Below are 23,704 nucleotides of genomic sequence, written 5' to 3' on the forward strand. Positions count from 1 at the left end.
GGTATAATAGGATATAGACAGCGGGCTCCAATAGAAGGAACGGATCACTTCGCCTTAGTTTTGACTGGATTATTCAATCAAAGAGTCATTCTCGGCGCTTTGGCGGCTCCGATCGTTGCGAGCAGAATTTGTCCCGCCTATGCTATTGTGCTCGGCCTGCTGGTCGTATCCGCCGGATTTCTCATTGATCGTCGGGTCCGCCCCCCGGAAAGGGCCGGAGCGGCTTCGTCGCTATCGGAGACCAGCGGCGAGCTGGGCGCCGCATTGGGCGTCGCCGCGTTGGGGAGCATCGGCACAGCAGTGTACCGCGGGGGAATGGAAGTACCTGCCGAGATAGCCTCGCCGGCGCAATTGCCGCAGCCAAGAACATCCCCGCGGAGCTTGGTACCGAACTGACGGCAGCCGCGCGAAGCGTTTGTCAACGGATTCAATACTGTTGCCAACGTCAGTATCGCAATTGCGGCGATCATCTCCTTGAACGTCAAGGCTCTGCTGCGAAAGTCATTGGAAAATATACAATAGAAACAGCTAATCTGCCGTTCGAAACGTGCTTCCATTGGAAAACCTCCAATGGATTCTTGGTTTTATCGCTGTTCAGTTTCATTTTCGGCCAAATCCGCTGCATAAATTCCAATGAAAAGCTGTAAAACGAGGATTAAGCGGTTAGAATATTGGATCAAATCCAATGGACTTCGTCTTCTGCTTAGAAACTATAGTCATTCTCCGACAACCTCAATGCAAATTGCGGGGCAATAACGATAAGCAGCATGATGGCTTTCATGCAGTCGCCAACGAACAATTCGCACAAATTCGCGAATGAACGCAAAGAAATGATAATTGCCGCAGGCTTAAAAGTGTTTGCCCGAAAAGGAATCGAAGGCACGAAAATTATCAATGATCGCTGCGGAAGCCGGAATCAGCCATTGGCGCTAATGGAAGGAAACGGCGATATCTTCATGGTCATGAAGCAAGCGCTGCGATCCGAAGACGTTCCGGAAAGAACGATGAATTTGATCGAAGATATTTCAACCCGGTATTCAGCCCATTTCTTGCCCTTGTTTATCGAGGGACAAAAGGCGGGCGAATTGATTCAAGGCGCCCCCGAGGAATTGCTGGAAGTGTATTTAGCGGTTATTTCCGGTTTCATGACGGAGGAAGTCCGGTGGTGGAAAGATAATCTGGATACGAAAGTCGATCTCCTTGTTCGTATCATTTCATGAGTTTACCGGGTTAGTTGGCAAACAACCGGAGCTTACGCCGCCCGGCTGTTTGTTTTGCTAAGCAATAATCATTTGCGAAACGGCTGCAACATGGGACGGAAAGCATTTCCTTTGAATCTGCGCCGTTGGGCGATTCCAAGCGCTGTAACCCCTGCTGCCCCTAGAGCCACTAAGGACATGATCGTTCTCCGGTTATTTACCCTTTGCAAGATGGAACGCATCCATTGCATACTGTTTCACCGCCTCATGATTAATGGTTCAATCGATGAACATTCGTTATTTTGCGTATGAAACCGATTTTTTCATACAAGGAAATAAACTGAAGTCTTCAGAACTTGGCTGTGCAACCCAACAATGAGATAATAGAAAAAATCGAATGTAGAAAGGAAGATCGAGATGGAACAATGGGAATATCGAACGATTAAATATGAAACAGGCGGATTTTTCGGCGGCAAAGTAAGAGAGGATGAGTTCGAGGAAGAATTAAACCGCCACGGTCGTGAAGGTTGGGAGCTTGTTTCTTGCTTCGACACAAGCATATATCAAGGGCAGTCCAAAGATATTATTGTCGTTTTCAAAAGACGAAAGTAGTTTTCATGGTGTTTCCTCATTTTGATTATTCCCGCCTGGATCGATATATTCCGATTTTGATTGGAAATAAAGGCATTCATTCAATTCATAAGGGTTATTCCAGCGATCGGAAGTTTGATGTTGTATTGCATCACGGACAACGTGTGTTGCTGCGGATTTTCGATTTGCAGCATTCGGATTCGAAAAAATGTGAGTTCGATGTTCTTGCGAACATGCAAAACTTAGGCGTGAAATGTTCGGTTCCCATCGAGTTCGGGCAAGTAGCAAGCTTGGGGATCGCATATATGATTCTTTCATATATAGAAGGCAATGATGCCGCCGACGAGCTCCCGAGACTCGCCGAGCATCAGCAGTATCGTGTCGGCGTCGAAGCCGGCAAGGAATTGTTCAAGATGCATCAATGGCGGGCGCCGGATTCGATACCGCCGTGGCACGAGACGAAACGAAACAAGCATACGCGTTACTTAGAGCAGTATTCGTCCTGCGGCGTAAGGGTGAGAAACGATGCAAAGTTGATGTCTTTTATCGATCGACATATCCCGTTAATAAAACATCGTCCAAATCTTTTTCAACACGATGATTTCCATGTAGCGAATATCATCGTCAAAGAGACGAGGCTATCCGGAATTATAGACTTCAACCGGTACGATTGGGGAGATCCGATTCACGAGTTTCTTAAAACGGGAATGTTCAGTTCCGAAATCAGCATCCCGTTTTCGATCGGACAGATCCGGGGCTATCATAACGGCCGCGATCCCGACCAATATTTTTGGACCTTATATTCGCTCTATTTGGCGATGTCCATTTTTTCGTCCGTCGTGTGGATTCTCAAGGTGAAGCCTGAGGAATTGACTCGCATGATGGAGAAAATAAATAGAGTATTGGATGATCACAACGATTTCGACGAAATCGTGCCGAGATGGTATAAGCCGATGTAAATAATAAATATCTTCATCAACGCCAAGGGGCATCTTAATGACAGAGTGTATTAGGATGCTTTTTTATTTGGGAAGGCTCTTATTATCGTCCGGGCCATGGGCGGGTGAGTATGTTGAAAGAAAGAGTGATGTTCTATGAACCGATTGGAAGAGATAAGAAGGAAAGAAAAGCAATATCATGACTCCTACTATAATCGGCATCAATTATTTGAGGAAGGTACTTGGTTGCATAAGCCGGTAAAAACGATAATGGAGCTTATGGATTTATTTGACGAAAGAACCGATGTATGAGCTGCTGTTCGAAACGAATGAGATCATTCATAAATTTCGGACGTTCTATCAGGAGTGGAGTTTATTGAAACATACAGTAAAGCCCTATAATATCCAAATTGAAAGGGACGGCCGACCCGTCATGCTGCATGGCGATGCGGTAACCTGGGCTGTACAAAATGTTCGTACGTTTCATGAATCCGTATGATTGACTTCCTTTTTCCTTGCTCTACAATAGAAGTAATGTCAGGACGGGACCATTGCCAAAAGGAAAAAAATGCGCAGGAGGGGAGTTAGGATGAATCGCGAAGCAGGCTTTTGGATAAGGCTGGGGGCGATATTATTGGATGCGCTCATGGTTTCCCTGCGTTATCGATCGTCGCTCTCATTTTGACGGGCGGAGGGAACGCCCAGGAATGGATGACCAATGTATTAACGGGTTTGTACTCACTGCTGGTGCCGGTTTTTTGGAATGGATATACGGTTGGAAAACGGATCTGCGGGATACGAATCAGAAAAGTATACGATCATTTGCCGCCAAGTATAGGAACAATGCTCTTGCGCAATGTCGTTGCCGGCATTATATATGGATTTTCGTTCGGAATCGCGCTGATTGTAAGCATCTTCATGGTTGCCTTGCGCGAAGACAAACGAGCGCTTCACGATTTTATTGCAGGAACGGAAGTCGTATATGATTGAATTGCGTCATAGAGATAAGGACTCATATCCCGATATGTTCGATATTTCATGTGCAGGACATCTGCTTTCTGGGGAAACCGCCCGAAACAAGTCCAGGCAAGAAATGGTGTGGAATTCCAGCCCATATTATTAAATGTTATTTGACTTAATTCGCACGTCATTGCATACCGTCCTCATGGCCGCGCAAATACGCGGCCCTATTTCCGTCATACAGACGAAAGGAACGGTTAATTTTCATAAATCCGCAGGCGGCTGACGCGCCGTCGGGCGGGCTAACGAAACGAATACACGCTGATAGCCTGAAATCACCTTGTTGCTCGTGTAACGAAACAGTAACACGCTAATGAGGGGGAAAAGGCGGTAAAACGGCCCGTTTCCAATGAATAACGACACGTACTTTCGTTATAATGGGAACGCCTTCGTTTTGAGCCCAATAAGGATTATGAGTTTCGTTAGCGCAAACTATGGAAACAGAAGGCACTAATGTATTGCCGAAAAAAATAAAAGCAGCTTAGATAAAGGAGCACACGATGATGAACGACAAACGATTTGATCAAGTGTTTACGATTATGAACGCCTCATTTCCCGAGATTGAACGGAGAACCTATGCCGGGCAGAAGAAGTTGCTGTCCGATCCGCATTATCGTCTCATTACGGAAACGGATGACAGCGACGATATCATCGCTTTTCTTGCCGTGTGGGAATTTTCCTCATTTCGTTTTGTGGAACATATTGCCGTCGATCCGGCCATACGCGGAGGAGGGATAGGAGGAAAACTTATGACCGCGTATATCCGAGAGTCGTCAAAACCCATTCTATTGGAAGTGGAGCCTCCCGCGACGGACGTAGCGGAACGGAGAATACACTTCTACGAGCGGTTGGGATTCCGTCTTAATCCTTTCGAATATGTACAGCCCCCTCTTCAGAAGGGGCAGCCGGAATTGCCGCTTCAAATGATGAGCTATCCTCAGCTTCTTACGGAAGAGGAATTTGCTCTTTTTCAAGAAATATTGTATACCAAGGTGTATAAGGTTGCCGGAGCGTAACGACCATAATATAAAATTAACGCGCTGAATTCCGCATTGGATCGGATGAATCGCGACGGGCAAGAGGTTCCGGAAGACCAGTTGGCCGATATGTTTCAACCGTTTCACCGCATCGAGACATCGAGAAACCGCAATACCGGCGGAAGCGGGCTCGGCTTGTATATTGTCAAACCAAATGCTGGACAAGCATGGCGCCCGGTATTCCATCGCCAACACGGATCGGGGCGTGCTGTTCACGATTCTATTTCCGAGAGAAGATTCCTAGAGGATGGGAACTTCTCTTTTTCATTTACACAACTTCAACATTACGCGAGGATGTAAGTTTGATTTTCCGTATTCAAACTTTTTGCGTTCTTTTTACGAATATAGTAACAAGCCGCCAATTTACGTACGGACAAAGCGCTGTGAGGTGAACTATGGACTGCGAACAACGTTGGATTCGAAAGCTAAAGAGGAATATCAGAGATCCTGCGGCGAATCGGCTCGTTGCGAAATATTACAAAGAAATGTACGCCTTTATTTATAAACAAACGCTCGACCCCGAGTTGTCGCTTGATCTCACGCAAGAGATTTTCATAAGCGTTCTCGGTTCCATCAAAAGCTTCGATTCCGGCAAGGCGTCGTTTCGGACTTGGTTGTATAAGCTGGCCTCCAACCGCCTTGTCGATTATTACAGGTCGAAGTATTACCAGTATGCGAAATATTCGGAACCGATCGACAATTACGACTGGAGCGACGGGCACGATATGGCCGTTTCGCTGGAGTACCGGGAAGATTTCGAACGAATCGCTTCGCTTGTCAATCGGCTGGACGCCGGTTCGCAGCAAATTATTCGGTTGAAACTGTTCGGAGAATATACGCTGCAGGAAATCGCCGCAAGCGAATCGCTTCCGCTCTCTACGGTGAAAACGAGATACTATGCGGCATTGAAATGGATCAGAAAAAAATTGGAGGAGGATCGCCACGGCCATGGATAAAGAAAAATTTCGCGTCCCTATGCCGGACGAACGAACCATTAAGGCGGAAATTCAGAACATTGTGTCCGCTGCCGCAACGCGTCAGGCGAAGGAGTCTTTCCTGGAATATTTGCAGGCCTTATACCGGCATATCGGCATCAGGCATATATTCTCCGACCGCTCGGAGCTTGCCTTTATACTGATGATCGCGTTTACCCTGCTGGGCTTCGCCCATTTCGGACCGAAACCGGACCGGGCCCATGACGTTTACTCGTTTCTATTTGTCATTTCGCCGATTTTATTTCTCGCTTGTTCGATCTTTACTTATTTCAATAAAATGATGCACCGGACTTACGAAGTGGAGATGGCATGCAAATTCAACGTATATCAGGCAACTGCCTTTCGGATGCTGGCATTCAGCGTCGTCTCCGTGTTGGTGAATACCATCGGCATCCTCTTCATCGTCAATGGCTATCCTGAAATTCATTTTTTGCGGGCGTTTATGATTTCGATAACGGCTCTGTTCGTATTCTCCATTCTGTTTTTATACGTCATGATAAGACGATGTTCGGTTCCGGCCCTGCTGGCAACGGTTGCGGCCTGGATTGCGGGCAACGTGATATTACGTTTTGCAGGGAACATGTTATACTTCGACATTCTTCTCGGTTTGCCGCTCATCGTTTATGCGATTGTACTCGCGATCAGCCTTTATTGTTACTTGCGGTATATAAATAAATTGATCCGCTTAAACCATGCGAAAGGAGCTTAATAACATGATCGTCGTCAAAGATGTAAGCAAACAGTACGGCGCATTTTCCGCTTTAACCGATCTTAATTTAGAATTTTCCAACGGGGTGTACGGTTTGCTCGCTCCGAACGGCGCCGGGAAAACGACTTTGATCAAAATGTTGGTCACATTGATCGCGCCGAGCCAAGGAGAAATTTTGTATCATGGACGCAACATCTTCGATATGGGCGAACAATACCGCGATTTGCTCGGTTATTTGCCGCAGCAGTTCGGGTTTTACAAAAACGATTCTCCCAAGCGATATTTATCGTATTTGGCCGCTTTGAAAGGAATCGGGAAAAAGAAGGCTGCGGGGAACATTGCGGAACTATTGGATAAAGTCGCGTTAAGCGATGTGGCCGACAAAAAGATGAAAAAATTCTCCGGCGGCATGATTCAGCGCGTCGGCATTGCGCAGGCGCTTCTTAACGATCCGCAAATTCTCATCCTCGACGAGCCTACGGCGGGATTGGACCCGAAAGAACGCGCACGCTTCCGCCACTTGCTTACCGAACTGGCCCGGAACAGGCTCGTGATTATATCCACGCATATTGTGTCCGATATCGAGTCGATCGCCAATGAAGTGATTATGATCAAAAATAAACGGCTTTTGTATAAAGATACGGTGAAAAACATTTGCGATTCGCTTGAAGGGCATGTGTATGAAGCGTCCATCGGTTACGAGCAACTGGATTCGTTTCGCAAGCGGCATGTCGTTCTTGCGGAAAAACAGGAGAGAGGCGTCATGATCGTACGCTTTGTCCATCATGGCGAAGGGGAACCGGAGTGGCAGGCTGTCGCGCCTCATTTGGAGGACGTCTTCTTGTACGAATACCGCGACGAAATGCGAACGGAAGCACAGCCGGTATGAGGGTGATTATCTATGAATGTAAAAAAGCGTTCCGTTCGCCGATACTGATTGCCCTTCTTGTATTGTTCTGCGCATTTAATATTTACGTCATTTGGAATGAATCTTATCGTACCGACGAGCTGAAAATTGCGGGTCAATTGGCGGAAACGTACGGAATCCGGATTACGGACGAGTCGCTGCGCCAACTGGAAGCAGATTTGAGAACCGGTATGGCCGAGCGGCATGGAAAACCTGTACCTGCCGAGTTGCAACTGAAAGGAATGTATTGGCAGATAGCCCGAAACATTGACAGCGAATACGAGAAGATCGACTGGAACGAGATTGCGAATGTCGAAATTGCAAAGTATCGGCTGAGCGGCCGCGTGGCGGACATGTTCAAGAGCGAGTATGGCAAGTTGTCGCAACGTTTCGAAGCGATGAAAGAACAGGATGAGCATAAAACGTGGTTTTTCGCCGGGAAACCATACAGAATGCATGGTTTTCTGTTTGCGTCGGTATTCAGACCGATCCTCTATGAAGCATTGATTTTGGTCGTTCTGGCTACGGCTCTGATTGCAAACTATGAATTCGAAAATAAAACATACCTTGTTACCTACTCAACAAGAAGAGGCCGATTATTGATGAAGGATAAACTGGCGGCTTCCTTATTGACGGCAACCGGTATGTTGACGGTACTGTTGGCTGTTACGTTAGGGTTTTATTTCTCCGTATTCGATTACTCGCGTTTGTGGGGCAGTTCGATCAGCAGCGCGTTGAATTGGGAGTATAGTTTAGACGATCTTCCGTATGTTTCCTGGTGGAATCTATCGTTTGCGGGTTATTTGCTGTGCAGCGTCTTGCTGGTATATCTATGCATGCTGCTCCTGTCGGGCATTGTCTTTTTCCTGTCGGTATGGGTGAAGAACAGTTATTTTGCTTTTTTTCTCTTTGCGGCATTTTTCGTTTCTGCGTTGCTTCTGCCGAGCTTCGTACCGTCTCCGCTTCTGCTGTTCATCGCGGTCCATAACTTGTCCGTACTTTTCATGAATCCTCATGTCTGGTTTATGGGCAACGGCGGATTGACAATGTTCCAAAGTTATGAACCGGTTACGGTGGGAAGTTGGACGATCATCACAGCCGCTTTATGTATGTTTTCTTTGCGAAGGTTTCAAAAACAAGAAATTCATTGAGGAGAACCGTCATGCGAGTGTTATGGAATGAAATCAAGAAAATATGGAATTGGAAAATACTCCTGCTGCTTTGTATTGCGAATGTGTTAATGTGCCTCTTGTTTATAGAAAATCCCGCTACGGCGATTACACGCGGAAGACCGGCGCTTGACGAATACCGCATTGCCGCCGAGATGGCCCGCCAATACGGAAGCGATATGGAGGAGGAGGACTTTGCCCATTTCAAAAAAGCTTACGAAGCGCAAATCGGGGAAGCCGGGAACTATTTGCGGGCAAGGCCCGAGTTTGCGGCGGCAGGCATTCGGTCTTATGAGGATTTTATGCATTTTGATTCCGATGATAGCGAGCAGAACGCCCTTCGCAATAAGGTCTTGTTCAAGGAAAAGGTCGATCTGTTCTGGGAGCTTCAGGCGAGAAGAATATTGATCGAAGAATGGCACGACAATCGGGCCCAATGGATGGAACGCGCCTGGGAAAACGCGGGGGACGCCAAACAAAAGGCGCGCTTGGGCGAATTAAGAGCAGCCGGGCATGTTCAAACGTATCCGGGAATTGTTCTTCAAAATTATAAGGATTTTATCTCAAGTGTGGCCGTCGCCGTGATCGTAAGCGTCGTGATGGCACTGTCTCCGGTTTTTATTAAAGATCGTTTGGGACGAATGCTGGATTTGCAGTATACGACCCGGCAAGGACGGAATTTATATAAGACCAAAGCTGCGGCAGGGCTGGTTTCGGCATGTATCGCGATAGCGTCTTTGTTGATCGTTTATTTGGGACTGTACGCATTCATTATCAACCACAAGGTATTGCGCCATGACAACCTGTCCGTATTTTTTCAGGTGCCGCTCCATACGTTTACCGGTTCGTATTATTGGTATGATCCGACGTTCTTGCAGTACGTTATATTAACGATTGCGGCGGTGGTCGTCCTCGGATTGGCGTTTGCTCTGCTCGCGATGTGCTTCTCCGGCTTGATGTCGAACTATGTGGCATTAATCGGCGTACAAATCCCATTCGTTTTCGGGGCGCTTTTTTTCGGGTTATATTATTGTCTGGATCATATTATTGACATTCGGATGGCGAAATGGATGGCACCGGTGCTATACAGTTTGGCGGCTGTCTCAGGCGCGGCGTTTATGCTGCTGTTATGGAGACGGGAGAAGAGGCGCGATATTGCATAAGCGGCGGTTAATCATCCTTGCGGGAGGATCGGGCCGAAAGATGTCGAATAAACAAAGGGTAAAGGAGGTTCTATGCATAATCAACTGTCTATACCCGTCAACCTAGTCCATTGGCTGTCGCTGCGCATGTGGATTGCCGCCCTGTTGTTCATCTTCGCCGCGCTTGGCATCGTTCGAAACCTCCAGCTGGAAGCTGCCCATGCGGACCGATTGCTGACAGGGCGGACGACAGGACAGATCACGAAGGTGGAGCTTGAAAATCAAGGCAAGGGATACCGCGATTATTCGTTCACGTATACTTACGAAGTCAACGGAACCCCCTATACCGGCATCTCGTATCAATCGATCTCTTCGTCGTACAGGGTCCCGCTTCACGAATTGGAATCGACGGCGGTTCTATACAATCCCGAGTCTCCTGCCGTCTCCAAACTGCCCGGCACGGCGCCGGTCGAACTGGCTACCGTGTCATACGTGATCGGCCTCGTCGTTTCGGGCATTGCCGTGACCGTATTTGTCTCGATCAATATAAGAAGATTGGGGACGATGAAGAGAGGCGTTGCGCGTACCGCGACATGCACTCGTTATTACAAAACGTCGAAGGGCGACCATGTTTATATCGGATATTATTCGGCGCCGAACGGAAAGAAACAGACTTTCCACGAAAGCAGGAGTCTATTCCGCATCAAAAACGCCAAATCCGGCATTCCGATTATTGTAGACAAGTTCAAGCCGACCATTTATGTACTTTTGCAACGGATTCCACAAGGCGTCTACTTGTCCGAATCCGAGCGGAAATGGAAAGTCCGGCCCTGGAGGCTGGCGGTCTGGACCGGTACGCAGGCGGTTATGGCGATTCTGATCGCTGTTTCGTTTGCGATTGGGTGATCCAATCTTGAAATTGCATTAATGTTCTTACATTATCGTCCAGAACAGCCCTGTAAATGTCATAGCTTTTGACTTCTTTTCCGTACTCTGAACGGGATGCCCAGAAATCTTTGATTGTTAGGATGGATTCCCGCAAGTCCGGGGTAAGTCTATCGGGCATCGTTCGAATATGCATAAGATCGGGCTGTTTATCCGGTTCGTCGACGAACCAGATATCAAGCGTCCAATCCATCCCGTTCAGCGCCTTGTACTTTAACCCAATGTAAAATCCGTCAGGGTAGTTAGGATCGGTATTCCAGTCGCCGGAGTCATTCAAGAACCGAAGCTCCCGTACGCCTTGGCGGATCATGAGTTCGGAAGCGATTTTCGTTACCGCAGCGATGTCGAGCTTCGAACAGACTACGGTGATATCCAGATCCCTCCATACCATCAATCCGAGAGCGGCGCTGCCGACTCGCACCGGCTCGCCCGCCGAGGACAGCAATTCATCGATGTTCAATTCAACCGCTACCGTACTCGCCTCGAGTTGCAATTCACGTTGCCTTGTCAAAAGTTCGTTCTCGGCCATTTTCATCACTCTCCTTAAGTATAGTCAGTATGCAACCAAGTTTATCATATTGCAACGAAATGTCATAGAAGAGAAGATTCCTGCTGCAGGGGGACTCTTCTCTTTCCCATTCGGCAGAACCGGGTTGACGACTTATTGGAACGAGTAAGTGCGCGGCGTTGATGCCCGCCCATTGGATTTCGTCCAACAGATCAACCCTTCATAGGGTAAAAGGCAGCTCTTCGTTGGAATTCATCCAATTGAAATCTCATCAAATAAGGCTGAAAGACGGCCATTAGGAGAAATCTGTTGGATGATTTCCAATGGCAATGCGGTTTGATCCATAATAAGGCGAATTGGATTGGACATAATCCAACGGACGGACGAAAGAGGTGGCAGGGAAAAAATCTTGACAAGTTAGTCATTCCAAAATGAAGTCCCGGGAACAGCCCAGGACTTCATTTTTCTTGTGACTATAAAAATCAAACGTTCAAGGACCGGAGAATACTCAATTCATTTTTCTGTAAAACGATGTTATCCGAAACGGTCGTCCGGCCAAGCATGTCGTCAAACTGCCCTGGCGGCAGCGGAATCGTGACCGTTTCCGGCAGGTGGTTAAGGATGAACCAATAACGCCGATCTTCATGTTCCCGGCAAGTCACCTCGACTCCTTCCGGAGCGGCGAGCGGCGCTTCGACGTTCGAATCGGAGAGCAATCGATCGAGCAGGCGCGATATAAATGCCGGTTCCGCTTGCGTGCCGACATAATAAGCTTTGCCTTTGCCGAAAGCGTTCACCGTTGCGGCAGGCATGCCCGCGAAGAAATCGTCTGTAAATGCCGCGATCGATTGGGCGCCCTCCAGTCGAATCAAGTCGGCCCACAGATTGCACGAATATTCGCCATACAGCGTGGCTTCCGTAACGGCGACCCGATTCGTTTGTCCGGGAAGCATCGGATCGAACTCTTCGACGCAAATGCCGAGCAGTTTGCGCAGCGGCGCGGGATATCCGCCGAGATGAATGCGGTCGTGCTCATCGACGATGCCGCTGAAAAACGTAGTTAGCAGCGTACCGCCGTTGCCTACGAACCGTTCGAGATTGTCGGCGACGCCTTCGGCGACCATGTACAGCGCGGGGGCGATGACGAGGTCGTAACGGGAGAGGTCGTCGGCGGGTTGCACGAAGTCGACGGCAATATTTTTCCGGAATAAATGATCGTAATAATGTCGGATTTGTTCGATATACTTAACATCCGCGCTCGGCTTGGACGGCAGTTCGAGCGCCCACCAGTTGTCGTAATCGAATACTATCGCCGCTTTGGCGGAAATGCGCGATCCTACGATTTCGTCCAACATCTTCAGCTCGTTTCCGAGCTGTTCCACCTCTTTATATACACGGCTGTGCTCGTCGCCCGTGTGCGTCACCATCGCCCCGTGAAATTTCTCCGCCCCTGCCCGGGAAGCGCGCCATTGAAAGAACATGATCCCATCCCCGCCGCGCGCCAAGGCTTGATAGCTCCATAAGCGCATCACCCCGGGACGTTTCAACGGATTATGCTGCCGCCAGTTCACTTGGCTCGTCACTTGTTCCATCAGCATGAACGGTTGCCCGCCGCGCAAGCTGCGCATCAGATCGTGATCCATCGCCGCTCCGACCGGTATGCCTGCCGTCGGTTCGGGATAGCTGTCCCATGTTACGATGTCCATATGCTTCGCCCATTTGAAGTAATCGAGCGGTTTGAAGTGGGGCATGAAATTGGTCATTACGGGCAAGTCGGGCGTTCCTTCCTTAATAACGCGGTATTCGCCCAAATAGCATTCCAGCAAGCTGTCCGACATGAACCGCTGATAATCCAGAAGCTGTCCCGGATTCGCGTAAGTCGGCGTTTTGCCCGGCAAGTGAATCTCGCTCCAATCGTAATAGGTTTGGCTCCAGAAATTGGTGCCCCACCGGTCGTTCAACGTTTCGATCGATCCGTATTGATCCTTGAGCCAAACCCGGAATGCGGCTTCGCATTGCTTGCAATAGCATCGCGAAATATGGCAACCGTACTCGTTGTTAATATGCCACATCGCCAGCGCCGGATGCGATTTGTAGCGGTTCACCAGTCGCCGTACCAGCTTCTGCCCGTATTCGCGATAGACGGGGCTATTGGGGCAATAATGTTGCCTCGAACCGTTCGTATAGCGAGCCCCGTTCTCGTCGACCGGCAGCGTCTCGGGATAGTCCCGCGCCATCCAGGCGGGCGGGGAAGCGGTGGCCGTCGCCAAATCGGCGTAAATGCCGTTGTCCGCCAGCAAATCCATAAGCCGGTCGAGCCAGGCAAAGTCGTAACGCTCTTTGTCCGGTTGCAGCAGCGCCCAACTGAAGATGCCGACGCTTACGAAATTGACGCCCGCTTTTTTCATGAGACGCATGTCGTCGCGCCAGACCTCCTCGGGCCATTGCTCCGGATTGTAATCGCCGCCGTAACATATTTTGTCTGGAAAAGGTATGCGCATGGATGCCATAATAAAATCCTCCCATTGAAATAATACTATATGAATATCATAGTTAGATGATATAATCTATTCAATCAGAACATTTTCGCATCGATATAACTAATTTCGCATTTAGGGGCGATGGCGGTGAATGAATGCATTTTTCCTTCGATTACGGAAGAAGAACAACGGCTGCCGTTTTACATTACGAGCGCCGGAGGTTGGGATAATCAGGAGCCGATGCGGCGCGAGGAAGGATATCCGGACTTCCAATGGATCCAAACGATGAACGGAACCGGACTCTTGCGCGTCTCGGGGAAGGAATTCGCCGTAACGCAAGGCGAGGGCATGTTTCTGTTACCGAATGAAACTCATGAATATGTGCCGGTCGACAAACCGTGGGAAGTCCGATGGGTCGCGTTCAATGGGGAACAAGCGCATCCATTGCTTGCGGCGATGGATATGAAGGAATCGAAAGTGATGCGCATATCCAATCCCGACCGGTTGTTGCAGCACATGCACGCGGTCGTTCGTCTGCTTCGTTCGGCCGATCCGATGCGCGGCTTTCTATGTTCGGCACTGATGTACCAGATCATTGTAGATTTGTTTATCCATGCTTCCCCGGCGGAGGTCCGTTCGAAGAGACAGCATTACGAACAGCTCGCCCCTGCGCTCCGCTTCGTCGAAGAGCGGTACGGCGAGCCGCTTACGCTTGCCATGCTGGCGGATTGCATGCAGCTGTCTCCGCAATACGTCTGCCTGTTGTTTCAAAAAACGATGGGGCTGCGCCCTTTCGAATATGTCGCGCAAGTCCGGATGAGCAAAGCGAAGGAAATGCTGCTCAACGATCCGGATATGGATGTCAAGGAGGTGGCCCGCCAAGTCGGTTACGATCATTCAAGCTATTTCATCAAACTGTTTAAAGAAATGGAAGGCATTACACCGACAGCATTCCGTAAAATCCATAAAATACGATAATGTTTTCACGGGAGGTTCATTATGATTGAATATCGTTATATGACCCAGGAACAGGCCGACAAGTTGCAGGAAATCGACCGGTCGGAATATATTGATGTAATATATGAAATGCGGGACGGCATCGTAACGGAACGTAAAGCCGGACATGATTGTGCGAATTGGAACGAGACGGAATTAACCGAAATCAAACAACGATATTTGTATGAATTGCAAAACGGCGGACTCGCCATTGGCGCATTTGACGGAAACAGACTAGCAGGATTCGGCGTTCTTGCCCATACATTTAGAGGGATGAATCGGGACCGGCTCCAAATCGATCTTATGTACGTATCCAAAAATTACAGAAGACAAGGCATTGGAAGCAACATTTTAAACCGGTTGGCCGCGGAAGCGAAAGGAAGAGGGGCCAAATATTTGTACATTTCGTCGACGGAAACCGGATCGGCGGTATCCTTCTACAAAAGGAACGGGAGTCAGATCGCGGATGAGATTGATGAAGAGCTATTTCTGAAAGAGCCCAAAGATATTCATATGATCAAACGGCTATAATTCGTGGCACCAATGAGCCCACTTCGTAAACTACCATTATATGCGTAGAAAAGCGGATTGGCGGAAACTGGTGTAACAAATTAGACCATAAGGAGGAGAGATGACAGTGATAACGTTAAAATCGGAAAGAGAAATACAACAAATGCACGAAGCGGGCAAATTGTTGGCCGCTTGCCATCGAGAAATTGCGAAAATGATCGAGCCCGGCATTTCAACGTTCGCCATCGATCAATTTGTAGAAACATATTTGAAAAAGCATGGGGCCACGCCGGAACAGAAAGGATACAAGGGTTACCAATTTGCGACTTGCGCCTCCGTTAACGATGAAATTTGCCACGGTTATCCGCGGAGAGACTCTCTTCAAAACGGCGATATCGTTACGATCGATTTCGTCGTGAATCTTAACGGCAGTTTGGCGGATTCGGCATGGACGTACGCGGTTGGGGATATTTCGAATCAAACGAAAAAGTTGTTGAAAGTTACATACAATAGTCTTTATAAAGGGATTGAACAAGCGATCATCGGCAATCGTATCGGGGATATCGGGCATGTCATTCAATCTTATGTCGAAGCGGAAGGGTTTTCCGTCGTCAGAGATTTTACGGGCCATGGCATTGGACCTGTCATCCATGAAGAACCGCAAGTTCCCCATTTCGGTTTGCCGGGGAAAGGGTTGCGATTGAAAGAAGGCATGGTCATTACGATCGAACCGATGGTGAACGAAGGAACGTGGCACAGCCGAATGGATGCGAACGGATGGACGGCAAGAACCGTTGACGGGAAACGTTCGGCCCAATACGAGCATACGATAGCGATCACGAAGGACGGACCGCTTATTTTAACGCAGCAAACGTGCCGGATGTCCTTCTTGTAGCGGCGTGTTTTCTCTTTCATATAACTGCCGTAAGGAATGAGAAAATCAAAGTGTGGCTGTTTTTCCTCCCCCTCCGCATACGAGTAATTTTCATTTTACAGGAAAAGACGGTTTTTTTGTGCCCTTTTTAACATTCAACAAAAACGGGGCCTCCAGAAAGTCAGCTTTCACTGCTTTCTGGACAGCCCCTTCGTTGAGTTATGGGCAGGAGGCCAAACTGGATCAAGCATTACATACGTCCAATCATGACTAACATCATGGACATACATATATAAGGTAATGACTTTAATACGAAGGGAGCATACAAAATGTCTTCTGTTGTTGGAGGATTCGGGTTCACAAGCACAGGTGTTATTCTTGTCCTTTTCATTCTCCTTGTCATTGTTGCTTGTTCAATATGTAGATTCAGCTACTAAATTTCAGGCACTGGGGCTGCCCAATAAGTCCCTAAAACGAAAGCAGGGCGGAAAAATGAGACGTTTTTCCGCCCTGCTTTTTTGTACCAATGTTAACTTTCATTTTACAGGAAAAGACGGTTTTTTTGTGCATAATTTTTAAATATTTTAATGTATGAGGTTGTCCGAACTGCCGGTTGGTCAGCCATTGCGCAGTCACGATGCGGCGATCAGGGCGAAGATGTTTTTGAACAAGATCGGAGGTACAAACGGCTTGCTCATATGCCAGGATGAATGAAAAAGCAATTCTGCCGGGATGATAACTTGTTGCAACACTTGTTCCTAACGTGTAGTGTAGAATGTAGGATTATCTTATGCATTACAGGAAGAGGTGCGGAGTTTGGCAACATTTAAAATAAAAAATGTCCTTTTCTTTCATGAAAAAAAGAACGTCAACGTTCTAGACGAAGGGGATCGTACCATCGCCAAAGTTATGAAAGTATCAAACTCGGGAAATGAGGCGGGCAAAACCTTCGTCTTAGAGCGAAACGGAGATCAAGCTGTTCTAGGGATACAAAAAGGGCGTCTCGTCTTTGCAAATTACAGGTTTCAAATCGATGGAGAAGAATTTATTTTGAAGGATAACGCTGTCAACAGCCTTCTTTATTTCTGTGTGGACGGCACGGCTTTCGGGAAGAAGCTGCGGATCGAAGAGAATTGGGACGAAGAGATTGAAGTGAAAGTGGACGGCCGGAAGGCAGCGTTAATGAAACCGAATACCATTTCTCTTGAAGCAACGATTGTAATGGACGAGGAAGTTGCGGGAGATTGGATGCTGTTCTCGTTAACATGCTTAATGTATTTCATGTTTATGATATATAAGGATGAAACGGACATCATAGAAAGCATTTTTGACGGACTAGAGGAATAAAGCGAGTCGTTATGAGCCATATCAAATTCGGTCGGCTTATGGTTAAAGGGCGGGCTCTATGTTAAAGTAGATAGAGACAGTAGAATGGTGTTTCATAATGATTGAATAAAGGATCGTGCATCGTTGGGGGGGAGTTCAATGGATGTGCCGATTGGCGTATGGATTAGCTCGATCATCATCATTTTTCTTATCAGTTATATCACTTTCTGGGTCACGAAGAAGGCTTACTCCAGGAAATGGGACGAACAAGAATAATAGCCCGGCCGCCTAGTATGGAAACCTTATTCTGTTATGCCGAAAGCAAGAAAGTCGCCAAACTACAGTGAGTAGCTAGCGACTTTCTATTCGTTCCACTTCGTTTCTTAATTTCGAATGAGATAATCGAATGCGCCCAAGGCAGCATTTGCGCCGGATCCCATCGATATAATGATCTGCTTGTAGGGACTATTGGTGCAGTCGCCTGCCGCAAATACGCCCGGTACGTTTGTAGCGCCATGCCGGTCGACTACGATTTCCCCGAAGCGAGTACGCTCCACGGTATCTTCTAACCAATCCGTATTAGGTACAAGACCGATCTGAACAAATACGCCCTGCAATTCAATATGACGTTCCGCTCCCGTGTCACGCTCAATGTAGGTAATGCCGTTTACTTTATCAGTGCCGGTAATTTCTTTCGTTTGAACGTTTTTAAGGACCGTTACGTTAGGAAGGCTATAAAGACGATCTTGCAATACGGCGTCGGCTTTCAGTTCCGGCATGAATTCAAGCACCGTAACATGCTTCACAATGCCGGCGAGGTCGATCGCCGCCTCAATACCGGAGTTGCCGCCGCCAATGACCGCAACGTCTTTCCCGGTGAATAAAGGACCGTCGCAATGAGGACAGTAGGCCACGCCTTTATTCTTGTACTCTGCTTCGCCAGGTACGCCGATATTGCGCCAACGGGCGCCTGTCGAAATGATGACGGTCTTGCTCTTCAGAACAGCGCCGTTTTCAAGTTCAACTTCGATGAAGTCTCTCTTCTCCAAACGTTTGGCACGCTGCAGTTTCATGACGTCAATGTTGTACTCTTTCACATGTTCTTCAATCGTCGCCACAAGTTTCGGACCTTCCGTATATTTGACGCCGATAAAGTTCTCGATGCCGAGCGTATCCAAGACTTGACCGCCGAAGCGTTCGGCTACGATGCCTGTGCGAATGCCTTTGCGCGCCGCATAGATCGCTGCGCTAGCGCCGGCTGGGCCCGCCCCGACAACAAGAACGTCGAATGGATCCTTATTGTCAAATTCCGAAGCGTCCGGAGCATCACCCAACTTGGCGAGAATTTCCTCCAGCGACATACGGCCGCTGCTGAAAAACTCTCCGTCGAGGAGCACCGTCGGTACCGCCATGATGTTCTTGCTCTCGGCTTCTTCCTTGAACGCAGCTCCGTCAATCATGGTATGCGTGATGCCCGGATTGAGGATGCTCATCAAGTTCAACGCCTGCACAACGTCAGGACAGTTTTGGCAGGTCAAGCTGATGTAGGATTCAAAGTGATATTCGCCGCGAATGTTTTTAATTTGGTCAATGACGTCTTGTTCCACTTTCGGCGCTCTTCCGCTAACTTGCAGCAGAGCAAGCACCAATGAAGTAAACTCGTGACCCAAAGGAATTCCGGCAAACGTCACGCCAGTATCTTCGCCCGTACGATTCACACTAAAACTTGGCGTTCTAGGCAATCGGGTTTTTTCTACCGTAATTTTAGATGACATGCCGGCGATTTCATCCACCAGCGCCAGCATGTCAATAGATACGGCATCGGACTCAGCGCTGACTTTTAGCACTACATCGTTTTCCATCAGTTGAAGATATTGTGCTAATTGTGCTTTTATATCCGCGTCCAGTGCCATTTTTCACCCGCTCCTTAAATTTTTCCGACTAGATCAAGGCTTGGCTTAAGCGTCGCAGAACCTTCTTGCCACTTGGCCGGGCAAACTTCGCCCGGGTTGTTGCGGACGTATTGGGCTGCCTTGATTTTGTTAATGAGAGTGCTCGCATCGCGGCCGATACCGCCTGCGTTAATTTCAACGGCTTGGATGACGCCGTCCGGATCGATAATAAACGTACCGCGATCCGCAAGGCCATCTTCTTCGTTCAGCACGTCGAAGTTGCGGGAAATCGTGTGCGACGGGTCGCCGATCATGATGTAAGTAATTTTGCCGATCGTTTCTGAGGTGTCGTGCCATGCTTTATGTGTAAAATGAGTATCCGTCGAAACAGAGTAAACTTCAACCCCAAGATCCTTCAATGTTGCATATTGATTTTGCAGATCTTCCAACTCGGTTGGGCAAACGAATGTAAAGTCAGCCGGGTAGAAGCAAACGATGCTCCATTTGCCTTTGAAATTCGCTTCCGTTACTTCGATAAAGTCACCGTTATGGTAGGCTTGAGCTTTGAATGGCAGTACTTCTTTTCCAATTAATGACATGATTGATATTTCCTCCTTCAAGGTATTTGTAATTATTATAATCTAATATTAATTATATTAAACTGCATTTGTCAAGTGTCCTTATTGTGTCCGAAATGGCGGATAAATATGACAATTGCTTGAACTCATCGTTTTGCTGGTCTCCTGGCCTAATAGCGAGAGATTAAGAGATTGGCGTAAATAGTCCCGCGAGATTATCTCTTATTATAATATAGAAACGATGCTAGTTGAACAATACCATGTTAGCCATGAAGCCGATCGCGATCGGTGCGGGATTTCTGCAAAAAGTCCGGGTATTCCATGCTAATGTTGGGGGAAGATGGTACAATAGGTAGAGGAATTTCGCATACATGGAACATCGCAACGATTAGAATGCGGTACTTATTTCGAAGAAATAGGATTGAGGTGAGTTATGACTTCCTTACTCCCATCTGAACAGTTGATTAGAGAAATCGAATTATCGGAATTAGCGTATATGTATGACCGTATGGCCGCAATCCGGGATCGAAGCGGTAATCCCGAAGGGATAGAAATGCAATATTTCGGAAATGCGCTTTGTTTATACAGCAGAACCATGCCCTGGCCAACGTTTAATACTGTCAAAGGAATCGGCGGCGGCGACCTGGAATATCTGGACCGGATTATTCATTTTTATCGGACGAGAGACCGGAAAGCCCAATTCGAAATTGTTCCTTCCCGCGAAGACCGGAATCTACTGGAGGCATTGTCCGAACGCGGCTTTTATCAATCCGGGTTTCATACGTCATTATATATCGAACCGACAGAAAATGCAGACGACAACCGGGACCGCATTGCAATTCATGAGTTAAGGGAAGATCAATTTGATCTCTATGCGACCATTCATTGCAGAGGAACGGGATTAACAGACGACGGAATTCCGTACGTTGCGGAGAATAATAAAGTCCTGTACAATCGGCCCGGCTGGAAATTTTACATCGCCTACATGGATGAAAACCCGGCAGCGGTAGGGGTTATGTATATAAAGGACCGCATCGCTTCATTAACGTTCGCGGCGACTTTGCCCGAGTATCGAAATCAAGGATTGCAGCAAACGCTATTGCAAAGAAGAATTCGCGAAGCCAAACGGAACGGTTGCAAGCTTGCCGTAAGCCAATGCGCTTTTTTGTCGCAAAGCCATCGTAATATGGAGCGGGCCGGAATGAAGATAGGTTATATAAGGACGACCTGGACGGAGTGAAAAGCGCCGCCCGGCCGACATCATTGTTGAGAAATCCGAGCCTAGTTATAATAGTCGCAGATGTGTAAAATATGGAAGGAGGTGTTGGCCATCGCTTTCAAATTGCTGATCGTCCTATCCTTTGCTTGTTTTATTTTGACGAGTTGTACGGGAGGGAACGGTTCGCCGGAGGCGGCGCCGGCCGCTCGGCAGGAAGCCGTTCGCAGTGGCGAGAATCGACCTGCCCCCGGTCCGGACGAATCGATGTTTCGTATCGAAGTAACCGTTCCGCCCGGGATTACGGCAGAGCAACCGTTTAAGGCAGAAGGGGCTTTGATCAATAAGAGTCCAACCGCATGGGAGATGGAACATGGCGCCGATATGTTTACCTACTCCATTTACGACGGGAACGATAGGCCTGTTCTCCAAGAATGGAACACGATCGCCGTTACGAGTATCGGAATCGGGACGACATTATCGCCCGATGCGGCATACAGCTATGACGGCCGCGAGCACACCAGCATTCCGCTAAACGAATTGACCGTCAAAGAACCGGGGGAGTATACCGTTGTGGCTCATGCGCAATTTACAATTCGATACGAGGGTAAGAGCTATCATTTTAAAATATCGTCCGATCCTTATGAATTTAATGTAATGAAGTAGAAGGTTTGGCGGTTTGCTTGCGAATCATGTACGATATAAACAGAACAGACCATGAGGTGATGCTTAATGAAATACAATTTTGATCTCGTCGTAAACCGGAGAAATACGAACTCGTACAAATGGGACCAGACGAAGCAATTGTTCGGGGATGCAGATATCCTTCCGCTCTGGGTTGCCGATATGGATTTTGAAAGCCCGCCTGCCGTCAAGGAGGCGTTGATCAAGCGGGCGATGCAAGGAACCTACGGATACACGATACGATCTTCGGAATACGAAGCGGCGATCGTCAACTGGTTTGCAAGAAGGCATGGATGGTCGCTTGAACCCGCTTGGCTTGCGGATGTGCCTGGCGTCGTTACCGCGCTTAGTTTGGCGATCGATTTGTGCAGCGCTCCCGGCGAACAAGTCATTTTGCAATCCCCGGTTTACAATCCTTTCTATGACGTTATTCGGTTGAACGGGCGGAAAATCGCCGAAAGTCCGTTGATCATCAACAATGGCCGATATGAAATGGATTATGGGCATCTTGAACAATTAATGAAACAAGGGGCCAAAACCATGCTGTTGTGCAGCCCGCATAATCCGGTGGGACGAGTGTGGGAGCGCGAGGAACTGCAAAAATTGAGCGAGTTGTGCTTGAAATACAATGTGCTGATCATCTCCGATGAAATTCATTGCGACTTGGTGCTGCCGGGATATAAGCATATTCCGTTTGCATCGTTGTCTGAAGAAATTGCGGCACAAACGGTTACTGCGACGGCGCCGACCAAAACGTTTAACTTGCCCGGATTGCAAAGTTCGTTCGTAGCGATCTCCAACCGCGAATTGAAGCGGCGTTTCGATGATCGCCTTAAGATGTTAAGCCTCCATTCAATGCCATACTTTAATGTGGACGCAGTGACTGCCGCATATAACGATGGGGAGGAGTGGCTTGACGAACTGCTCGTCTACCTGCAGGGGAACGTTCAATTCGCGATCGATTATTTGGAACGCCACTTGCCGCAAGTGAAGGCCATTCGCCCGGAAGGAACCTATCTGTTATGGGTCGATTACCGTAATTTGGTTGGCAGTGCCGAAGAGATCAAAGATCTGATGTTCAAGCAAGCGAAAGTCGCATTTACGGAAGGATCGATATACGGTGAAACGGGACTGGGGTATATCAGAATCAATTATGCCTGTCCGCGTTCCGTGCTGCATGAAGCGTTGGAACGTTTCTGCCGCGCCGCTCAAACGAAGGTTCGATGAACCGCCATAACAATATCGCATAACGAAGGAGAGCATACTTGATGGAAGCATTTATTTTTGACATGGACGGAGTGATTATCGACAGCGAGCCGCTTCATTTCGAAGTCGATATCCATACGATGAAACATTTCGGGATTGAGATCACCCAGACCGAACTTGAAAGATTCGTAGGGATGACGAATCCCGAGATGTGGGACATTCTTACGCGGGAATATCAAATGCGGCAGTCGGTTTCGGAAATTATCGAATATCAATTATCGCTGAAAATTGAAAGGTTGAGATCGCTTGATATTGGCCCGATCGACGGAATTGCGAATTTAATCTCCGAGTTGAAGAGATTCCGAATCCCGATGGCGCTCGCTTCCTCGTCACCGCGCGCATTTATTATGGCGGTTCTGCAAAAGTTCGGTATCGTAGGCGAGTTTGCCCGCATTGTGAGCGGCGAGGAAGTGAACAAAGGCAAACCTGCGCCCGATGTATATTTGGAAGCGGCCAAGCTGCTGGAAGTACGTCCCGGCCAATGCGTCGTGCTTGAAGATTCCATGCATGGAGTCGCGGCGGCCAAAGCGGCGGGAATGAAATGTATCGGATTCGACAATCCGAATTCCGGGAATCAAGACTTATCGAATGCGGATGTCATTGTAACATCGATCAGGGATATTCGGGTGGAAGAACTTCTGAAACAGGGGGATTGAGTTATCGTTTGCCGGTTATGCAAAATAATGTTGCAGATGAAGTAAGGGGCGCGGGTGCGCCCCTTG

The 23,704-nt window shown here is 48.1% G+C and carries 26 protein-coding genes and 1 pseudogene; 23 read left to right on the forward strand and 4 right to left on the reverse strand.

Features of this window, described 5'->3' with window-relative positions; translation table 11 throughout:
- Positions 1-60: 60 nt before the first annotated feature.
- The 14 genes and pseudogenes from KQI79_RS18680 (at position 61) to KQI79_RS18745 (ending at position 10,613) form a co-directional block, all read left to right on the forward strand.
- On the forward strand, positions 61-396 hold the full coding sequence (locus KQI79_RS18680; protein ID WP_216539818.1) for a hypothetical protein: 336 nt from the start codon (positions 61-63) through the stop codon (positions 394-396).
- Between the two features lie 383 nt (positions 397-779).
- On the forward strand, positions 780-1,220 hold the full coding sequence (locus KQI79_RS18685) for a hypothetical protein (RefSeq protein WP_216539819.1): 441 nt from the start codon (positions 780-782) through the stop codon (positions 1,218-1,220).
- Positions 1,221-1,616: 396 nt separating this feature from the next.
- On the forward strand, positions 1,617-1,811 hold the full coding sequence (locus KQI79_RS18690) for a DUF4177 domain-containing protein (protein WP_216539820.1): 195 nt from the start codon (positions 1,617-1,619) through the stop codon (positions 1,809-1,811).
- Positions 1,812-1,816: 5 nt separating this feature from the next.
- Positions 1,817-2,749 (forward strand): aminoglycoside phosphotransferase family protein, encoded by a 933-nt coding sequence (locus KQI79_RS18695; RefSeq protein WP_216539821.1) that lies wholly within the window; start codon positions 1,817-1,819, stop codon positions 2,747-2,749.
- Between the two features lie 268 nt (positions 2,750-3,017).
- The gene (locus KQI79_RS27720; protein WP_253298257.1) at positions 3,018-3,227 is read left to right on the forward strand and encodes a hypothetical protein; all 210 of its coding nucleotides are present in this window, start codon (positions 3,018-3,020) and stop codon (positions 3,225-3,227) included.
- 90 nt (positions 3,228-3,317) lie between these two features.
- Positions 3,318-3,718 (forward strand): annotated as a pseudogene (locus tag KQI79_RS18705) (RDD family protein).
- Positions 3,719-4,251: 533 nt separating this feature from the next.
- Entirely contained in the window at positions 4,252-4,764 is a 513-nt protein-coding gene (locus tag KQI79_RS18710) for a GNAT family N-acetyltransferase (protein ID WP_216539877.1), read from the forward strand.
- 90 nt (positions 4,765-4,854) lie between these two features.
- Positions 4,855-5,085 carry a hypothetical protein gene (locus KQI79_RS28320; protein ID WP_483311399.1) on the forward strand — a complete coding sequence of 77 codons (231 nt, stop codon included), beginning with the start codon at positions 4,855-4,857 and terminating at the stop codon, positions 5,083-5,085.
- Positions 5,086-5,180: 95 nt separating this feature from the next.
- The gene (locus KQI79_RS18720; protein WP_216539823.1) at positions 5,181-5,741 is read left to right on the forward strand and encodes an RNA polymerase sigma factor; all 561 of its coding nucleotides are present in this window, start codon (positions 5,181-5,183) and stop codon (positions 5,739-5,741) included.
- A complete protein-coding gene (locus KQI79_RS18725) occupies positions 5,734-6,489 on the forward strand; it encodes a hypothetical protein (RefSeq protein ID WP_216539824.1) in 756 nt (251 codons plus the stop codon). Before KQI79_RS18720 ends, KQI79_RS18725 begins: the two co-directional genes overlap by 8 nt.
- A 4-nt stretch (positions 6,490-6,493) precedes the next feature.
- Positions 6,494-7,378, forward strand: a complete 885-nt coding sequence (locus KQI79_RS18730; RefSeq protein WP_216539825.1) for an ABC transporter ATP-binding protein — start codon at positions 6,494-6,496, stop codon at positions 7,376-7,378.
- Complete coding sequence (locus tag KQI79_RS18735; protein WP_216539826.1) at positions 7,375-8,547, forward strand: hypothetical protein; 1,173 nt, start codon at positions 7,375-7,377, stop codon at positions 8,545-8,547. The genes KQI79_RS18730 and KQI79_RS18735 overlap by 4 nt, the downstream gene beginning before the upstream one ends.
- Positions 8,548-8,558: 11 nt before the next feature.
- Entirely contained in the window at positions 8,559-9,728 is a 1,170-nt protein-coding gene (locus tag KQI79_RS18740) for a hypothetical protein (RefSeq protein ID WP_216539827.1), read from the forward strand.
- A 72-nt stretch (positions 9,729-9,800) separates the two neighbouring features.
- A complete protein-coding gene (locus KQI79_RS18745) occupies positions 9,801-10,613 on the forward strand; it encodes a DUF3592 domain-containing protein (protein ID WP_216539828.1) in 813 nt (270 codons plus the stop codon).
- Here KQI79_RS18745 and KQI79_RS18750 read toward each other — a convergent pair.
- Together KQI79_RS18750 and KQI79_RS18755 are read right to left on the reverse strand one after the other, a co-directional pair.
- Positions 10,573-11,181: a hypothetical protein gene (locus KQI79_RS18750; protein WP_216539829.1), complete on the reverse strand. Its 609-nt coding sequence runs from the start codon at positions 11,179-11,181 to the stop codon at positions 10,573-10,575. The two genes, KQI79_RS18745 and KQI79_RS18750, sit on opposite strands and share 41 nt — an antisense overlap.
- Before the next feature lie 461 nt (positions 11,182-11,642).
- Positions 11,643-13,670 (reverse strand): beta-galactosidase, encoded by a 2,028-nt coding sequence (locus KQI79_RS18755; protein ID WP_253298258.1) that lies wholly within the window; start codon positions 13,668-13,670, stop codon positions 11,643-11,645.
- A gap of 117 nt (positions 13,671-13,787) precedes the next feature.
- Between KQI79_RS18755 and KQI79_RS18760 the strand changes: the two genes are divergently transcribed.
- The 5 genes from KQI79_RS18760 to KQI79_RS18775 all read left to right on the forward strand — a co-directional run bounded on the left by KQI79_RS18760 (position 13,788) and on the right by KQI79_RS18775 (position 17,367).
- Positions 13,788-14,618 carry an AraC family transcriptional regulator gene (locus KQI79_RS18760; protein ID WP_230191149.1) on the forward strand — a complete coding sequence of 277 codons (831 nt, stop codon included), beginning with the start codon at positions 13,788-13,790 and terminating at the stop codon, positions 14,616-14,618.
- Positions 14,619-14,639: 21 nt separating this feature from the next.
- On the forward strand, positions 14,640-15,167 hold the full coding sequence (locus KQI79_RS18765; protein ID WP_216539831.1) for a GNAT family N-acetyltransferase: 528 nt from the start codon (positions 14,640-14,642) through the stop codon (positions 15,165-15,167).
- A 106-nt stretch (positions 15,168-15,273) separates the two neighbouring features.
- Entirely contained in the window at positions 15,274-16,041 is a 768-nt protein-coding gene (gene map / locus KQI79_RS18770; RefSeq protein ID WP_216539879.1) for a type I methionyl aminopeptidase, read from the forward strand.
- 308 nt (positions 16,042-16,349) lie between these two features.
- Entirely contained in the window at positions 16,350-16,457 is a 108-nt protein-coding gene (locus KQI79_RS27725; protein WP_230191150.1) for a YjcZ family sporulation protein, read from the forward strand.
- Between the two features lie 613 nt (positions 16,458-17,070).
- Positions 17,071-17,367: a hypothetical protein gene (locus KQI79_RS18775; protein ID WP_216539832.1), complete on the forward strand. Its 297-nt coding sequence runs from the start codon at positions 17,071-17,073 to the stop codon at positions 17,365-17,367.
- Between the two features lie 362 nt (positions 17,368-17,729).
- Here the strand turns inward: KQI79_RS18775 and ahpF are convergent, their stop codons facing one another.
- Positions 17,730-19,259 (reverse strand): alkyl hydroperoxide reductase subunit F, encoded by a 1,530-nt coding sequence (gene ahpF / locus KQI79_RS18780; protein ID WP_216539833.1) that lies wholly within the window; start codon positions 19,257-19,259, stop codon positions 17,730-17,732.
- Between the two features lie 14 nt (positions 19,260-19,273).
- Positions 19,274-19,837, reverse strand: coding sequence for an alkyl hydroperoxide reductase subunit C (ahpC, locus tag KQI79_RS18785; protein WP_216539834.1), 564 nt, complete (start codon positions 19,835-19,837; stop codon positions 19,274-19,276).
- Positions 19,838-20,249: 412 nt separating this feature from the next.
- Here ahpC and KQI79_RS18790 point away from each other — a divergent pair, with 412 nt between their 5' ends.
- From KQI79_RS18790 to KQI79_RS18805, 4 genes are all read left to right on the forward strand, one after another.
- Positions 20,250-21,056 (forward strand): GNAT family N-acetyltransferase, encoded by an 807-nt coding sequence (locus tag KQI79_RS18790; RefSeq protein WP_216539835.1) that lies wholly within the window; start codon positions 20,250-20,252, stop codon positions 21,054-21,056.
- 84 nt (positions 21,057-21,140) lie between these two features.
- Positions 21,141-21,698 carry a hypothetical protein gene (locus tag KQI79_RS18795; protein WP_216539836.1) on the forward strand — a complete coding sequence of 186 codons (558 nt, stop codon included), beginning with the start codon at positions 21,141-21,143 and terminating at the stop codon, positions 21,696-21,698.
- Between the two features lie 66 nt (positions 21,699-21,764).
- Positions 21,765-22,943 (forward strand): MalY/PatB family protein, encoded by a 1,179-nt coding sequence (locus KQI79_RS18800; protein ID WP_216539837.1) that lies wholly within the window; start codon positions 21,765-21,767, stop codon positions 22,941-22,943.
- Between the two features lie 41 nt (positions 22,944-22,984).
- A complete protein-coding gene (locus KQI79_RS18805; protein WP_230191155.1) occupies positions 22,985-23,638 on the forward strand; it encodes an HAD family hydrolase in 654 nt (217 codons plus the stop codon).
- Positions 23,639-23,704: the final 66 nt, after the last annotated feature.

Origin of the sequence: Paenibacillus sp. MSJ-34 (genome assembly GCF_018918005.1) — a bacterium.
Taxonomy (GTDB): Bacteria; Bacillota; Bacilli; order Paenibacillales; family Paenibacillaceae; genus MSJ-34.

Excerpts from the sequence above, each read along its gene's own strand:
- KQI79_RS18685 (WP_216539819.1), top strand. The coding sequence starts at position 780 with ATGCAGTCGCCAACGAACAATTCGCACAAATTCGCGAATGAACGCAAA.
- KQI79_RS18690 (WP_216539820.1), top strand. The coding sequence starts at position 1,617 with ATGGAACAATGGGAATATCGAACGATTAAATATGAAACAGGCGGATTT.
- KQI79_RS18695 (WP_216539821.1), top strand. The coding sequence starts at position 1,817 with ATGGTGTTTCCTCATTTTGATTATTCCCGCCTGGATCGATATATTCCG.
- KQI79_RS18710 (WP_216539877.1), top strand. The coding sequence starts at position 4,252 with ATGAACGACAAACGATTTGATCAAGTGTTTACGATTATGAACGCCTCA.
- KQI79_RS28320 (WP_483311399.1), top strand. The coding sequence starts at position 4,855 with ATGTTTCAACCGTTTCACCGCATCGAGACATCGAGAAACCGCAATACC.
- KQI79_RS18720 (WP_216539823.1), top strand. The coding sequence starts at position 5,181 with ATGGACTGCGAACAACGTTGGATTCGAAAGCTAAAGAGGAATATCAGA.
- KQI79_RS18725 (WP_216539824.1), top strand. The coding sequence starts at position 5,734 with ATGGATAAAGAAAAATTTCGCGTCCCTATGCCGGACGAACGAACCATT.
- KQI79_RS18730 (WP_216539825.1), top strand. The coding sequence starts at position 6,494 with ATGATCGTCGTCAAAGATGTAAGCAAACAGTACGGCGCATTTTCCGCT.
- KQI79_RS18735 (WP_216539826.1), top strand. The coding sequence starts at position 7,375 with ATGAGGGTGATTATCTATGAATGTAAAAAAGCGTTCCGTTCGCCGATA.
- KQI79_RS18740 (WP_216539827.1), top strand. The coding sequence starts at position 8,559 with ATGCGAGTGTTATGGAATGAAATCAAGAAAATATGGAATTGGAAAATA.
- KQI79_RS18745 (WP_216539828.1), top strand. The coding sequence starts at position 9,801 with ATGCATAATCAACTGTCTATACCCGTCAACCTAGTCCATTGGCTGTCG.
- KQI79_RS18750 (WP_216539829.1), bottom strand. The coding sequence starts at position 11,181 with ATGGCCGAGAACGAACTTTTGACAAGGCAACGTGAATTGCAACTCGAG.
- KQI79_RS18755 (WP_253298258.1), bottom strand. The coding sequence starts at position 13,670 with ATGGCATCCATGCGCATACCTTTTCCAGACAAAATATGTTACGGCGGC.
- KQI79_RS18765 (WP_216539831.1), top strand. The coding sequence starts at position 14,640 with ATGATTGAATATCGTTATATGACCCAGGAACAGGCCGACAAGTTGCAG.
- KQI79_RS27725 (WP_230191150.1), top strand. The coding sequence starts at position 16,350 with ATGTCTTCTGTTGTTGGAGGATTCGGGTTCACAAGCACAGGTGTTATT.
- ahpF (WP_216539833.1), bottom strand. The coding sequence starts at position 19,259 with ATGGCACTGGACGCGGATATAAAAGCACAATTAGCACAATATCTTCAA.
- ahpC (WP_216539834.1), bottom strand. The coding sequence starts at position 19,837 with ATGTCATTAATTGGAAAAGAAGTACTGCCATTCAAAGCTCAAGCCTAC.
- KQI79_RS18790 (WP_216539835.1), top strand. The coding sequence starts at position 20,250 with ATGACTTCCTTACTCCCATCTGAACAGTTGATTAGAGAAATCGAATTA.
- KQI79_RS18800 (WP_216539837.1), top strand. The coding sequence starts at position 21,765 with ATGAAATACAATTTTGATCTCGTCGTAAACCGGAGAAATACGAACTCG.
- KQI79_RS18805 (WP_230191155.1), top strand. The coding sequence starts at position 22,985 with ATGGAAGCATTTATTTTTGACATGGACGGAGTGATTATCGACAGCGAG.